Source organism: Streptomyces kronopolitis, assembly GCF_014646275.1.
Lineage (GTDB): Bacteria > Actinomycetota > Actinomycetes > Streptomycetales > Streptomycetaceae > Streptomyces > Streptomyces kronopolitis.
Window position 1 is genome coordinate 12,563 of sequence record NZ_BMND01000055.1, and the last position, 14,962, is coordinate 27,524.

Below are 14,962 nucleotides of genomic sequence, written 5' to 3' on the forward strand. Positions count from 1 at the left end.
GTCGAGCAGGTCGGCGCGGACATCGCCCGCGGGCCGGCGATTCCCTCACTGTGCCGGGTCACCGGCGGATCGGAGAACGCAACCATGGCCGAGAGCTTCGCGGCCGAGCAGATCAGGCAATTCTCGTACCAGGGCTACGCATTCGCCTGCCGGATCCTTCCGTGCCCGGCACCGGTCACCGAGCCGATAGTCGTCCTGTGCGGGGCGTTCCAGAACATCCGCAGCTACCACCGCTACGACAAGTACTGGCACGACTCGGCCACCGTCATCTGCATGGAGCCGCCGGGCTCGTACTCGCCCGATCCGGTGCCGCGGACCGTCGGATACGGCTTCGACGCCGACGCGCTGGCCTATCTGCTCGATGAACTGGACCTGCCCCGCATCAACCTGCTGGGCGTCAGCCTGGGCGCCGCGCCCACGCACCGGTTCGCCCAGGAGTACCCGGAGCGGCTCGCGCGGCTGATGCTCACCGGCGCGGCGTGGGGCGACACCGCACGTCGCGGGGCCGGCGAACTCGCACACTGGCTGGGACTGCGCCGGGCGGACGAATTCGGGCGCAAGATGGTGGAACTGTGCGTGAACGAGGACCCGACCCGGACCGTACGCAATCGGAAGGCCGTCCGGCGCGCTCTGCTGGAGCATCTGAGCACGGCGTCGGAGGCCGAGATGGTGCGCTACCTCGCCGTCGCCCAGCGGCTGGTCGACCATCCGGCGACGCTACCGGGCCGGATCTCCGGGACACCCACCCTGTGCGTGACCGGGGAGCACGACGATCTCGCTCCCCCCGGCCTGGCGCGGAGGATGGCCGCCGGCATCGACGGCGCGGCGTTCACGACCATTCGCGAGACCTGCCATGTGTCCTTCCTGGAACGCCATGCCGACTGGGCCGACCTGGTGCTGCGGTTCTTCACCGACCAGCCGCTGGACGGCCTCGACTACCTGACCGCCCTGGAGCATCCGGCCGGCCGCCCCGAGCACGAAGAGACGGCGTCTCCCGGATGGTGACCGTCGACCTGAGCGCGTACGGCCCCGGGTTCTTCACCGACCCGTACCCCTACTACGCCCGGCTGCGCGAGGCCGGGCCGGTGCACGAGATCGTCCTGGCCGACGGGGACCGGTTCTGGCTGGTCGTCGGCTACGACGAGGCCCGGGCGGCCCTGGCCGATCCGCGTCTGGCCAAGTCCCTCGAACCGCCGAGCGAGGAGGAGCGGCACGTCCTGATCACCGATCCGCCGGACCACACGCGGCTGCGACGGCTCGTGTCGCGGGAGTTCACCGCGCGCCGGGTGGAGGCGATGCGCCCGCGCGTCCAGGAGATCACCGACGGCCTCCTCGACGAGATGGTGGCCGGGCGGCGGCGAGCCGACCTGGTCCCGTCGCTGGCGTCCCCGCTGCCGATCACCGTGCTCTGCGAACTGCTCGGGATCCCGCTCGCCGACCGGGAGGACTTCCGCGGCTGGACGGAGCGGGTTCTGGTGCCGGCCGAACCGGACACCATCGCCTGGTGGAAGAGCCGGGGTTTCGCCGAGGCCGGGATGGCCCTGACGGACTACCTGAAGAACCTGATCGAGGACAAGCGCCGCGCCACGCCGACCGGCGACCTGATCTCCTCGCTGCTGCGGACGACCGCGGAGGACAACGACCGCCTGTCGGCCGCCGAGCTGCACTCGATGGTGTTCATCCTGATCGTCGCGGGCCACGAGACCACGGCCAACCTGATCGCCAACGGGGTACGCGCGCTGCTGGCGAACCCCGGACAGCTGGCGGCGCTGCGTGCCGACCCGGAGGGCCTGATCGACCAGGCGGTCGAGGAGATGCTGCGCTACGACGGCCCGGTGGAGACGTCGACCAAGCGGTTCACCGTCGAGGGCGTCAGCTACGGCGACACGAAGATCCCGCCCGGGGAGACGGTTCTGGTCAGCATCGCGGCGGCGGGGCGCGACCCCGCGCGGTTCGAGCGACCCGACACGTTCGACCTCCACCGCGGTACGACCGGCACCCGCGGCGGCCACGTCGCCTTCGGCCACGGCATCCACTTCTGCCTGGGTGCCGGGCTGGCGCGGATGCAGAGCCGGGTCGCGATCCTGAGCCTGCTGCGCCGCTGTCCCGGCCTGGCGCTCGACATCGGTCCGGCCGGTCTCGACTGGCTGCCGGGCATCAGGGTCCGGGGCGTCCGCGGTCTGCCGGTGCGCTGGTGAGGGCGGACGGCCACCCGCCTGCTCCGCTCCCGCCGGGCGGCCGTCCCCCCCCATGGCCGTCAGTTGTCCGAGCGGAACGCCCCGTGGACCCGCAAGTTGCCCTGAACGGACACCTGGTCATCGTTGACGTGCACGAGCCAGTCCGTACCGTTGCGGACCGACAGCTGCCCGTTGGCGTTCACCCGCCCGGAGAACAGCGACTCCCCGTGGACGGTCAGCCGGTGGTCCGCGCCGACGGTCGTCAGCTTGTCCCTGACCGTCAGGTCGCCCGCGGTGACCGCGCCCGCGACCTCCAGGTTCCGCATCGGCCGGAGATCGCCGTTGACGGTGAGATCACCACCGGCGACGACGTTCCCGGTGGCGTTCAGGTCGCCTTCGGCGTCCAGCCGGCCGTGCACGATTAGCCGGGACGGGCCCTCCTGCGTGTCCAGTACACCGGCGACCGTCAATCCGCCCTGCAGGATGAGGCGTTCCTTCACCCGGGCCCGGACGGTGTCCAGGTCGTTGAGGTCCGCCTTATCGGCTGCGATCGTTCCCCATTGCCGGTTCCCGGCGCCCTGGAACACATTCACTCCCGCGGCCGGGAATTCGATCCATCCGGCGCCGTCACCGCGGCCCTGCACCCACTTGGTGAGGACGCCGTTCAGATCCGCCTTGTCCGCGTCGACGGTTCCCCACTCCCGTTTCCCGTCCTTGTACACCTGCACGCCGGATTGTGGGAACGAGATCCATCCGTCGCCGGTGCCGCGGCCCTGCACCCAGGCGGCGTTCACACCGTTCGCGCTGACCCTTTCGGCCGTGACGGTCCCCAGTTCGCTTTCCCCGCCGTGGCCGACCCAGATTCCGTCCGTCGGGAATTCGATCCATCCGTCGCTGTCGTCCAGCCCCCGTGCCCGCTTGGTCCGCAGGGCGCTCAGCAGAATGCCTTCGTCGGCCGTGACGGTGCCGAGCGTGCCACCGCTCAGGATGTCCACCCCCGTCGGGGAGAAGGCGACACGGCTGGCATTGTCTGCCTCCTCGATCCATGGGGTGCGCGTCCCGCTCTCGAATTCGGGAATGCGCGCGTGGACCGTGGTGGTGAGGAAATACCCCCGGTCCGGCTGTCCGGCGCTCTGGGGCGCCCTCCCCACGAGGGTGTAGGTGGCGCCTCGCACCGGGGTGCTGGTCACCGGCCATTGATAGCTCGTCAGGGCCACCCCGGGCCCCGAGCCCGCCTTCTGGGCAAGCTCCTCCTGCCCGTCCGGGGTCCTGATCCAGTAGTCGAGATTGTCCGGACCGTCCCATCGCAGCGTGACCGTGTCGCCCGCGTCCACGTCCACCAAGGTGGTGTCCGCATGGAAATTCCGCGGAATCTTCGGCGTGCTCTTCGGCAGTGCGAAGGCGATTTGCCGCACATGCATGGGATGGCTTCCGTCGCAGCGGGCGTACTCCCGGATCTTCAGGCGGGCCAGCCCCGCCAGGCCGGACATCGGTATGTTTTCCAGTATCAGGGTGAAGGACCCGCCCGGCGGAAGGGTCACGCGTCGCAACGAGGGCGCGGCCGCCAGGAAGTTGCCCCTCGTGCTGACGAAGGTGAATTGCGCGGCTTCCTCTCCCGCCGCGGGGACGTAGTCGGTTTCGATGCGCGGATTGATCGCGGTGACGTCCTCCGTCAGGTCGCCGGAGCCGCTGCCGGACGGCACCTCCACCGCGATGTAATCCCATCGCACCTCGGTCGCGTTCGAGTTGGAGACGGTCACATATACCGACCCCACGGAAGGCATATCAGGCTGCGACACCTGTAGTGGGGCGGGATCGGTGAAGACGGCATAGCTCAGCACGGACACAGCGAAACTCCTTTACCTCGGCGGTTCACACCTGGGGCAGAATTCGTTCGGCGCCGGAGCGATGTTCGCGGGCGCCGGGACGGCGCACCGCGGTGCGGGGGCGACTACGGATGCGGGCGGGGAGTCTCCGGCAGGACCGGAGAACCCGGGGTCGCGGGAACGGCCGTGGCCCGCTTGCCGGTCGTCGCGGCCCGCAGAGGTCTGCGCGGGCCGCCCTCGTCGGATCGGCCACCGTTCAGGGCACGAGAGGCACGCGGCCCGCCCGGCGGTCCGGCGGGGCGTGGAGCACTCCACTCGCCGACGCGGGACCCGGGTCTCCGACCGCGCCCCGCCGGCCTCGGCCGCCGTCTCGGCACGCCTCGCTGAACCCCTCGCCGCACGGCTCCCCCTCCCGCCCCCGGGACCCTTCACCTCGGGTCCTTCGCGGCAGCCGTGCCCGCCCACGGCAGCGCCAACGGAAGCACAAACAGCATCATTCGGCTGAGCAGCCCGGGAACGGTCATTCGGCATAACTGTCCCGAACCGAGCCCCTGTTGGCCGGAACCACCACCGGGCGGGGCGGAGTGCACGGGGCGGGGCGGGGCGCCTCGTTCGCTCGACGGACCGTCCCGGCGCAGGTACTCGATGTGCGCCAACTTCCGTGCAGGGATGGCCTGGTGGCATCGCGCCCGGTCACTCCGCCGCATGGCGGGAATCGGCCACGGAAACGGCCGTGGGAAACAATGGCCCGGTGAACGAGCTCATAACACCCCCCACCCTGCGCCCGGTTCGCGGAACGGCCCGTTGCGCCGTCGCCGCCCTCGCCCTCGCCGCCGTGGCCTGGACGGCCCGCGCCCTGTGGCAGATCCGGCTCGCCGCGTCCGGGATGCCCGCCTCCGGGCCGCCGGACCAGGGCGACGGCAGGCACCGGCCGCTGAACGCCCTGGAGAACGGCTACCACCTCGTCAACGCCCTGGGAGCGGTGGCCGCGGTGCTCTGCGCGATCACGTTCCTGGCCTGGCTGTGGCGCGTCCGGGACAACGCCCACGCCCTCTCCGGGCAGCCGCCGCGGCACGCCTGGCCGTGGGTCTACGCGGGCTGGCTGGTGCCCGTCGCGAATCTGTGGATACCGCGCGCGATCGTCGTCGACATCCACCGTGCGAGCGCCCCGGGAGAGCGGCTGCCGCGCGCCGTGAACTGGTGGTGGGGCCTGTGGCTCGTCGGGCTGCTGGGTGAGGTGGGGCTGGGTGCCACGGACAAGGTCATCGCCCGCGCCTACCAGCACGTACTGCCACTCCTGGTCGGCGACGCGGCCGCCCTGGGCGCGGCACTGACCGGCATTCTCGTCGTCCGCGCCCTCACCGCGGCGCAACAGCGGCCACGCCCCACCGCACCCCCGCAACAGGCCGCGACTCCCCCGCGGTAGCCGCTGTCCACAGACCAAGGCTCCCTTGCGGTAGCCGCTGTCCACTGGCCGCCGCCCGGCCGCGCCCTGAACCCGACAGTTCTCCACATGCCTGGACATGGCCCCCACCTGCTGCCTATCGTCGCGCCATGGTGCAAAGGGTCGACCCGCCGCCGGAACCGCCCGTGACGCTCAGCAGTCCGGCCGAGCTGCTCGCCGGCTATCTGGACTTCTACCGGGAGGCGGTGCTGCGCAAGCTCGCCGGGCTCTCCGAGGAGGAGCTGCGGCACAGCCGGCTGCCCTCCGGGTGGATGCCGCTGGCCCTGCTCAAGCACCTGGCGTATGTGGAGCTGCGGTGGCTTCAGTGGGGCTTCGCCGGGGAGCGGATCGACGAGCCGTGGGGCGACGTCAAGATCCGTCGCGGCGAGTGGCATCTCGAACCGGGCGAGACCCTGGAGGACGTCACGGCGTTCTTCCGGGAGCAGTGCGCCCGGTCGCGCGAGATCGTCGCCGGCGCGCGGATGGAGGAGAAGGCCGCCACCCTCGGCGGCCGCGTGCCGGCCGAGGAGGACCGCCCGACGCTGATCTGGATCCTCTTCCACCTGCTCCAGGAGTACGCCCGCCACCTCGGCCACCTCGACATCGCACGGGAACTCGCCGACGGCACCCTCGGCGAGTGAGCGAGTGAGCGAGTAAGCCGGTAGCGGCCCGGTCCCGCCGGAGGGCCCGCCCACCAAGACCCCCCACACCCGGGCCGCCGACCCCCGCGCCCCCGGCGTTGACTAGGGTTTCCGGGACGGCCCGGCAGCCCGGCCCTTTCCGGCGGCGCGCGCTTCCTCTCGGGACAACTCCCCACGGAGAAGCGCCGGTTGTGCCCCGCGCACCCCACGAGTGGTGCACGCCCATCGGCACGACCGGTGCCCGCCCGCCCGGATCCCGGCGCCGCCGCAGGACCACAGCGGAAGAGGGGGACGACCGCATGACGGACGACTCGGGGGACGCGGCAGGCACCGGCCACCACACCGCCGCTCACCACACCGACGGCCACCGCACCACCAGCCATCACACCACCCTCCATCACACCACCGCCCACCACACCGCCGGCCGGTACCTCCTATGGCTGGTGACCAGTCAGCGGGGGCGGGTCGCGGCGGGCGCGGCGTACGGCAGCCTGTGGATGGTGGGGCTGATGCTGCCGCCCTATGTGCTGTCCCGGGCCATCGACGACGGGCTGGCGGCGGGCCGGACACCGGTGCTGCTGGGCTGGGTGGCCGTGCTGCTGGCGGTCGGGGTGGGCAACGCCTGGCTGGCGGTCATGCGGCACCGCACGATGACCAGGATCCGGATGGACGCCACGTTCCGTACGGTGCGGGCCGTCACGGCGCAGTCGTTGCGGCTGGGCGCGGCGCTGACCCGCGGGACGACGGCCGGGGAGGTCGTCACGATCGGGATCGGCGATGTCGCGGTGATCAGCCAGACGCTGACGATGACGGGGCCCGGCGTCGGCGCGGTGCTGGCGTACGCGGTCGTCGCCGTCCTGCTGCTGGCCGTCTCCCCGCTGCTGGCACTGGTGGTGCTGCTGGGAGTGCCGCTGCTCGCCGTGCTGGTGGGGCCGCTGCTGGGGCGGCTCCAGGGGGCCGAGACGCGCTATCGCGAGCGGCAGAGCGGGCTGGCGGCGCAGCTGACGGACCTGGTCGGCGGGCTGCGAGTGCTCAGCGGCCTGGACGGCAAGGAGGCGTTCGCCGCGCGCTACCGGCATGCGTCGCGGGAGCTGCGCGCCGAGGGCTACCGGGTCGGTGTGGTGACGAGCTGGGTGCAGGCGCTGGGGGTCGGTCTGCCGACGCTGTTCCTGGCCGCGGTGGTCTGGCTGGCGGCCCGGATGGCGGCCCAAGGGACCATCACCGTCGGCGAGTTGGTGGCGGTCTATGGCTATGCGGCGGCGCTGGTGGTGCCGGTGTCGTTCTTCATCGAGGCCGGATACGACCTCACCCGGGGACTGGTCGCCGCCCGGCGGGTCGTCCGGTTCCTGCGCCGGGAGCCGGACACGGCGGACGGCCGGGGGGAATCGGCCGCGGACGGACGGCGCGAACCGGCCACAGGCCGGGACATCCCCGAGGCCCCGGCCGTGCTGCGGGATCCGGTCTCCGGCGTCGAGGTGGTGCCGGGGCTGCTGACCGTCCTGGCCGCCACCCGGCCGGCCGACTCCGCGGCGGTGGTCGAACGGCTGGGCCGGTTCGCGGACTCGGCGGCGACCTGGGGCGCGGTGCGCCTCGACGCGATCCCGCTCTCCCGGGTCCGGGAGCACCTCCTGGTCGCGGACAACGAGGCGGACCTGTTCGCCGGGACGCTGCGCGAGGTGGTCGCCGGGCGGCGGGACCGCGGCGACGAGGAGATCGGCCGCGCCCTGCACACGGCCCTGGCCGAGGACATCGTCCGCGGCCTGCCGGACGGGCTGGAGGCGCCGGTCGCCGCGCAGGGCCGCAACCTCTCCGGCGGCCAGCGCCAGCGGCTGCGGCTGGTGCGGGCGCTGCTGGCCGACCCCGAGGTGCTGCTCGCGGTCGAACCGACCTCGGCGGTCGACGCCCACACCGAGGCGGCCGTCGCGGCCCGCCTGCACACCGCCCGCGCGGGCCGGACGACCGTCGTCACCAGCACCTCCCCGCTGCTGCTGGACCGTGCCGACACGGTGTGCTTCCTGGTGGACGGCACGGTCGCCGCGGTGGGCAGCCACCGTGCGCTGCTGGCCGAACAGCCCGGCTACCGGCGGCTGGTGACGCGCGAGGAGGACGAGACGGAAGAGGCAGAAGAGGCGAAGGAAGCAGAGGCGGCAGCAGGGGCGGAGGCGGCCCGGGCGGGCGCCGACAGCGCCCCCGCGCCCCCGACTGCTCCCCCGGCCGCGTCCCCGGCCGCGAACCCGGCGAAGGAGAGCGCCCGATGACGCCCACGGCCACGGCATCCCCCGCGCAGGCCGCCCCGGCGGACGGTGCCGCGCTGCCGGTCGCCACACCGGCCGCCACCCGGCGGGCCGCGCTCCGGCTGATCCGCGTGGACGGGTGGGCGTTCGCCCTGATCCTGCTGCTGAACGCGCTGGCCGCCGGCGCCGGGCTGGCCGGGCCCTGGCTCCTGGGCCGCATCGTGGACACCGTCCGGGGCGGCGGCGGGGTGCGCACGGTCGACCGGCTGGCGCTGGTCCTCCTGGTGTGCGCGCTGGGGCAGCTGCTGCTCACCCGGTACGCGCGCTACGCCGGACACCGCTTCGGCGAGCGGACCGTGGCGCGGGTGCGCGAGCGGTTCACCGACCGGACGCTGGCGCTGCCCGCGGCGACCGTGGAGCGGGCCGGCAGCGGCGATCTGACCACCCGCGGCACGGCGGACATCGCCTCGGTCGCCTGGACCCTGCGGGACGCGGTGCCGGAGGTGTTCCTCGCCTCCGTGCAACTGCTCTTCCTGCTCGGCGCGGTGGCGTTCGTCTCGCCGCTGCTCGGGCTGTGTGGCCTGGGGCTGCTCGGCGGACTGCCGGCCGTGCGGTGGTACCTGCGCCGGGCGCACCCCGCGTATCTGGCGGAGGGGGCGGCCACCTCGGCGCTCGCCGAGCTGCTGGCGGCCACCGCCGCGGGTGCCCGCACCGTCGAGGCCCTGGGGCTCCAGGAGCGCCGGCGGACGGCGGGCGAGGCGGCCATCGCGCGGTGCCGCGGCACCCGCACCCGCACGCTGTTCCTGCGCAGCGTGCTGCTGCCCACCGTCGATGTCGCCTCGCTGCTGCCGGTGGTGGCGGTGCTGCTGGTCGGCGGGGTGCTGCTCGGGCGGGGCGCGGTCAGCCTGGGCGCGGTCGTCTCGGCGGCGCTGTACCTGCGGCAGCTGTCGGCGCCGGTGGAGACGATCCTGTTCCGGATGGAGCAACTGCAGAGCAGCGGCGCCGCGTTCGCCCGCGTCGAGGGCCTGGGACGGGCACCCGGGACCACCCCGGCCGCGCCCCGCGTCCCCCGTCCCTCCCCGGAGCCCGGCCCGTCCCCCGACGCGTCCACCGTGCCCGCCGTCCCCGCCGACGACCGGATCGACGTCACGGCGGTCCACTACGCCTACGGGCACGGGCACGGCGACGTGCTGCGCGGCGTCGACCTGACCGTCCGCCCCGGCGAACGGCTGGCCGTGGTCGGCCCGTCGGGGGCCGGCAAGTCCACCCTGGGACGGCTGCTGGCCGGCATCGACGCCCCGCGCAGCGGCTCGGTGACGGTCGGTGGGGCGCCGGTCGCCGCGCTGGATCCGGAGGTGCTGCGCCGGCAGATCGTGCTGGTCACCCAGGAGCACCACGTGTTCCTGGGCACCGTCCGGGACAATCTGCGGCTCGCCGCGCCCGGGGCCGGGGACGCCGCGCTGCACGCCGCGCTGGCCGCCGTGGGAGCCGACTGGGCCGGGGAGCTGCCGGACGGTCTGGACACCGCGCTGGGCGCCGGCGGGCGGCGCCTCGACGGTGCGCAGTCGCAGCAACTGGCCCTGGCCCGCGTGGTGCTGGCCGATCCGCACACCGTGATCCTGGACGAGGCGACGGCGCTGCTCGACCCGCGCACCGCACGGCACACCGAACGCGCCCTGGCCGCCGTCCTGCGGGGCCGCACCGTCATCGCCATCGCCCACCGGCTGCACACCGCCCACGACGCGGACCGGGTGGCCGTCATGGAGGGCGGGCGGCTGGCCGAACTCGGCAGCCACGAGGAGCTGGTGGCCGCGGGCGGCGCCTACGCCGCGCTGTGGCACTCCTGGCACGGCCGGGGCCCGTCGGCGCCGTCCGCCCCGGAAGGCGGGTCGGGATCCGGACGGCCGTGAACTGCGGCCCCGGGGGTCCCTGGGCACGGAAACCGCGTATGGGCCGATCACGGGCCGTCCGTCTACCGGACAGGGATTTCGGGCAACGGACGGTTTCCGGCCAATTAGTTGAACGGAGCCTGACAACAAGCCACGTGAGGTGGGACTCTTCCCCGCAACCGCCGCACGGACCCCCACAGCACCAGCCGCTGCGGCAGCGATTTTCTCCAGCACCACGTGTTCCACCGGTACGTCACGTATCACCGGCACATCACGCAACACCCGTACGTCTCCCCCCACACGCTCCAAGAGTTCTGCCTCGCTCTGCCCGGACGGCCGATGGGCCGCCCGGTCCCCCTCGGCCGCCCCGTCACGTCGCGGCCACCGCAGAAGGAGTCAGTGTGAGACGCACCCCCCATGGACGCGCCGTTGCGACCGGCGCACTCGTCGCCGTCACGGCGATGCTCGCCGTCGGCACCCAGGCCGGCACCAGCACGGCGGCCGCCCCGCGGCCGGGCACCACGCATGCCACCCCCCGGTCCGGCGCACTGCCGGCCAAGCTGTCCCCGTCCCAGCGTGCGGAGCTGATCAGGGCAGCGAACGCCACCACGGCACGGACCGCCCGCGAGCTGAAGCTCGGGGCGCAGGAGAAGCTGGTCGTCAAGGACGTCTCGAAGGACGCCGACGGCACCGTGCACACCCGCTACGAGCGCACCTACGACGGACTGCCCGTCCTCGGCGGTGACCTCGTGGTGCACCAGGCCAAGGGCGGCGCGGTCAAGGGCGTCACCAAGGCCGTCCGCTCCCAGATCAAGGTCGCGAGCACCACGGCGAAGGTGCGCCCGGCCACCGCCGAGGCGAAGGCCGTGAAGTCGGCCCAGACGCTCGGGTCGAAGAAGACCGACGCCACCAAGGCGCCCCGCAAGGTGATCTGGGTCGCCGACGGCAAGCCGCTGCTCGCCTACGAGACGGTGGTCGGCGGGCTGCAGGACGACGGCACGCCCAACCAGCTGCACGTCATCACCGATGCCACCACCGGCGCCAAGCTCTACCAGTACCAGGGCATCGAGAAGGGCATCGGCAACAGCGAGTACAGCGGCAAGGTCACCTTCGGGACCTCGGGCTCGGCCCCGAACTTCTCGATGACCGACCCGACCCGCGGCAACCACAAGACGTACGACCTCAAGCACGGCTCGTCCGGGACCGGCACGCTGTTCACCGACCCCGACGACACCTGGGGCGACGGCACCACGTCCAACGCCCAGACGGCCGGTGTCGACGCGGCCTACGGTGCCCAGGAGACCTGGGACTACTACAAGAACGTGCACGGCCGCAGCGGCATCAAGGGCGACGGCGTCGGCGCCTACTCCCGCGTCCACTACGGCAACAGCTACGTCAACGCCTTCTGGGACGACGGCTGCTTCTGCATGACCTACGGCGACGGCGAGAACAACGCCGACCCGCTGACCGCCCTCGACGTGGCCGGCCACGAGATGTCGCACGGCGTCACCGCGGCCACCGCGGGACTCAACTACAGCGGCGAGTCCGGCGGCCTGAACGAGGCGACCTCGGACATCTTCGGCACCTCGGTCGAGTTCTACGCCAACAACGCCTCGGACCCCGGTGACTACCTCATCGGCGAGAAGATCAACATCAACGGCGACGGCACCCCGCTGCGCTACATGGACAAGCCGTCCAAGGACGGGGCGTCGGCGGACAACTGGTCGAGCACGGTCGGCAACAAGGACGTGCACTACTCCTCCGGTGTCGCCAACCACTTCTTCTACCTGCTGTCCGAGGGCAGCGGCGCGAAGGACATCAACGGCGTCCACTACGACAGCCCGACCTTCGACAACCTGCCCGTCCCGGGCATCGGCCGGGCCAACGCCGAGAAGATCTGGTTCAAGGCACTCAGCCAGTACATGAGCGCCAACACCAACTACGCGGGCGCCCGCACCGCCACGCTCCAGGCGGCGGCGGACCTCTTCGGCCAGGGCAGCGCGACGTACAACACCGTCGCCAACACCTGGGCGGCGGTCAACGTCGGCTCGCGCGTCCCGGACGGCGGCGCGGTCACCGTCACCAACCCGGGCAACCAGTCCAGCACCGTGGGCCAGGCCGCCAGCCTGCAGATCAAGGCGACCAGCGGCACCGCCGGCGCCCTGACCTACGCGGCGACCGGACTGCCCGCCGGACTGTCGATCAACGCCACCACGGGTCTGATCTCCGGTACGCCGACCACCGCCGGCACCAGCAATGTGACGGTCACGGTCACCGACTCCGCCAAGAAGACCGGTACGGCCGCCTTCACCTGGACGGTCAGCACCTCCGGCGGCGGGGGCAGCGTCTTCGAGAACACCGACGACGTGGCGATCCCGGACGCGGGCGCGGCGGTCACCTCGCCGCTCAACGTCACCCGCAGCGGCAACGCCCCGAGCACGCTCAAGGTCGGTGTGGACATCGTCCACAGCTACCGCGGCGACCTGGTCATCGACCTGATCGCCCCGGACGGCACCGCCTACCGGCTGAAGAACTCCAGCGCGCTCGACTCGGCGGCGAACGTGAAGACCACGTACACCGTCAACGCCTCCTCCGAGAAGGCGAGCGGCACCTGGAAGCTCAAGGTGCAGGACGTCTACGCGGAGGACTCGGGCTACATCAACAGCTGGAAGCTCACTTTCTGACCACGGGCGACACCGAAGAGTCACCTTCGTGTGACATAAGCGGGCCGACAGATCTGGCCACCTGGCAACAGGCCTGCTGAGCACGGCGATTGGGCGTCGTCCCCGGTTCACCGGGGGCGGCGCCCCTCTCCGTGGTACGGGCCGCGCACCCCTTGGCGTGGGCGTTTTTCAGCCAACCTGTGAACACCCTCATGACATGCACGCGTTCGAATGGCAGCCTTCCCGATGCACGTCACACCCGCATCGCTTTGCACCCCCACCACTTGGCAAAGTTGAAGGAGCACGCGTGACCCCCCGCATATCTCGCAAGACCCGTGTGACCGGTGGCGCCATCGCCGCCGCAGCTCTCCTGGCCGCCGGCATCGCCGGTACCGCGGGAGCCTCCACCGCCCCGGCCCCCACCAAGGACGGTTCTCCCCTCGCGCTCAGCGGCTCGCAGCGCAGCGAGCTGCTGCGTGACGCCGGTGCCGCGAAGGCCCAGATGGCCAAGGAACTCGGCCTGGGCTCGCAGGAGAAGCTGGTCGTCAAGGACGTCATCAAGGACGCCGACGGCACCGTGCACACCCGCTACGACCGCACCTACGCCGGCATGCCGGTGCTCGGTGGCGACCTGGTCGTGCACAGCGCCAAGGGCGGCGCGATCAAGAGCACCACCAAGTCGACCAACAAGTCGATCAAGGTGGCCTCCACCACGGCGAAGATCGCCCCCGCGGCCGCCGCGCAGTCGGCCCAGGGCACCGCCGCCAAGTCGCTCAGCGCCAAGAAGGCCGACGCGCAGACGCCCAAGAAGGTCGTCTGGGCCGCCTCCGGCTCGCCCGTCCTCGCCTACGACACCGTCGTCAAGGGCGTCCAGAAGGACGGCACGCCCAGCCGGATGCACGTCATCACGGACGCCGACAGCGGCAAGAAGCTCTTCCAGTACGACGACATCCGTACCGGCAAGGGCGAGAGCGAGTTCAGCGGCACCGTCGACCTCGGCACCTCCAAGGAGGGCAGCGGCTTCACGCTGACCGACGCCGACCGCGGCGGCCACAAGACCGTCAACCTCGGCAACAGCGAGTCGGGCGAGGGCAAGGCCTTCACCGACGACGACGACAAGTGGGGCACCGGCAAGCCCGACGACCCGCAGACCGCGGCCGTCGACGCCCACTACGGCGCGGCCGAGACCTGGGACTACTACAAGAAGGTCCAGGGCCGCAACGGCATCAAGGGCGACGGCAAGGGTGCCACCTCGCGCGTCCACTACGGCAAGAACTACGTGAACGCCTTCTGGGACGACAGCTGCTTCTGCATGTCCTACGGCGACGGCGAGGGCGACAAGGCCCCGCTGACCGCCCTGGACGTCGCGGCCCACGAGATGTCGCACGGTGTCACCTCCGCCACCGCCAACCTCACCTACAGCGGTGAGTCCGGCGGCCTCAACGAGGGCACCTCGGACATCTTCGGCACCTCGGTCGAGTTCTACGCCAAGAACGACAAGGACCCGGGCGACTACCTCATCGGCGAGAAGATCAACATCAACGGTGACGGCAAGCCGCTGCGCTACATGGACAAGCCGTCCAGGGACGGTCAGTCGAAGGACTTCTGGGACTCCAAGACCGGGGACCTCGACCCGCACTACTCGTCGGGTGTCGCCAACCACTTCTTCTACCTGCTGTCCGAGGGCAGCGGCGCGAAGGAGATCGGTGGCGTCAAGTACGACAGCCCGACCGCGGACAACAAGAAGGTCGAGGGCATCGGCCGGGACAAGGCCGAGAAGATCTGGTTCAAGGCCCTGACCGAGTACATGACCTCGAACACCGACTACAAGGCCGCCCGTGAGGCGACCGTCAAGGCGGCCACCGACCTGTACAAGGCCGGCAGCCCCGAGGTCAAGGGTGTCGAGGCCGCGTGGGACGGCGTCGCCGTCAAGTGACGCGGTGAGCGGGAACGTGCTGAACCTGCCGGGGTGAGACACCCCGGAGCGGGGCGGTGTCCGGAGTCTTCCGGGCACCGCCCTTCCGCGTTTCCGGAGCCGCCCGGCCGCGCCGCCCCGCCGCCCCGCGCCGCCCGTCCCGCCGCACTGCG

General features: G+C 72.0%; 9 protein-coding genes. 8 read left to right on the forward strand and 1 reads right to left on the reverse strand.

Annotation, left to right across the window (positions count from 1 at the left end; genetic code table 11):
* The first annotated feature begins 84 nt into the window (after positions 1-84).
* Both IEY78_RS31810 and IEY78_RS31815 read left to right on the forward strand, forming a co-directional pair.
* Positions 85-1,005, forward strand: a complete 921-nt coding sequence (locus IEY78_RS31810; RefSeq protein ID WP_189104275.1) for an alpha/beta fold hydrolase — start codon at positions 85-87, stop codon at positions 1,003-1,005.
* Complete coding sequence (locus tag IEY78_RS31815) at positions 999-2,198, forward strand: cytochrome P450 family protein (RefSeq protein WP_189104277.1); 1,200 nt, start codon at positions 999-1,001, stop codon at positions 2,196-2,198. Before IEY78_RS31810 ends, IEY78_RS31815 begins: the two co-directional genes overlap by 7 nt.
* A gap of 59 nt (positions 2,199-2,257) precedes the next feature.
* Here the strand turns inward: IEY78_RS31815 and IEY78_RS31820 are convergent, their stop codons facing one another.
* Positions 2,258-4,024 carry a bactofilin family protein gene (locus tag IEY78_RS31820; RefSeq protein ID WP_189104279.1) on the reverse strand — a complete coding sequence of 589 codons (1,767 nt, stop codon included), beginning with the start codon at positions 4,022-4,024 and terminating at the stop codon, positions 2,258-2,260.
* A 730-nt stretch (positions 4,025-4,754) separates the two neighbouring features.
* Here IEY78_RS31820 and IEY78_RS31825 point away from each other — a divergent pair.
* The 6 genes from IEY78_RS31825 to IEY78_RS31850 all read left to right on the forward strand — a co-directional run bounded on the left by IEY78_RS31825 (position 4,755) and on the right by IEY78_RS31850 (position 14,810).
* Complete coding sequence (locus tag IEY78_RS31825) at positions 4,755-5,429, forward strand: DUF4328 domain-containing protein (RefSeq protein WP_189104280.1); 675 nt, start codon at positions 4,755-4,757, stop codon at positions 5,427-5,429.
* Positions 5,430-5,557: 128 nt separating this feature from the next.
* Positions 5,558-6,088: a DinB family protein gene (locus IEY78_RS31830; RefSeq protein ID WP_189104282.1), complete on the forward strand. Its 531-nt coding sequence runs from the start codon at positions 5,558-5,560 to the stop codon at positions 6,086-6,088.
* Between the two features lie 299 nt (positions 6,089-6,387).
* Positions 6,388-8,346: an ABC transporter transmembrane domain-containing protein gene (locus IEY78_RS31835; RefSeq protein WP_373294288.1), complete on the forward strand. Its 1,959-nt coding sequence runs from the start codon at positions 6,388-6,390 to the stop codon at positions 8,344-8,346.
* The gene (locus IEY78_RS31840; RefSeq protein ID WP_189104284.1) at positions 8,343-10,232 is read left to right on the forward strand and encodes an ABC transporter ATP-binding protein; all 1,890 of its coding nucleotides are present in this window, start codon (positions 8,343-8,345) and stop codon (positions 10,230-10,232) included. Before IEY78_RS31835 ends, IEY78_RS31840 begins: the two co-directional genes overlap by 4 nt.
* A gap of 380 nt (positions 10,233-10,612) precedes the next feature.
* Positions 10,613-12,895 (forward strand): M4 family metallopeptidase, encoded by a 2,283-nt coding sequence (locus IEY78_RS31845; protein ID WP_189104286.1) that lies wholly within the window; start codon positions 10,613-10,615, stop codon positions 12,893-12,895.
* A 286-nt stretch (positions 12,896-13,181) separates the two neighbouring features.
* The gene (locus IEY78_RS31850; protein ID WP_189104288.1) at positions 13,182-14,810 is read left to right on the forward strand and encodes a M4 family metallopeptidase; all 1,629 of its coding nucleotides are present in this window, start codon (positions 13,182-13,184) and stop codon (positions 14,808-14,810) included.
* The last annotated feature ends 152 nt before the right edge of the window (positions 14,811-14,962 follow it).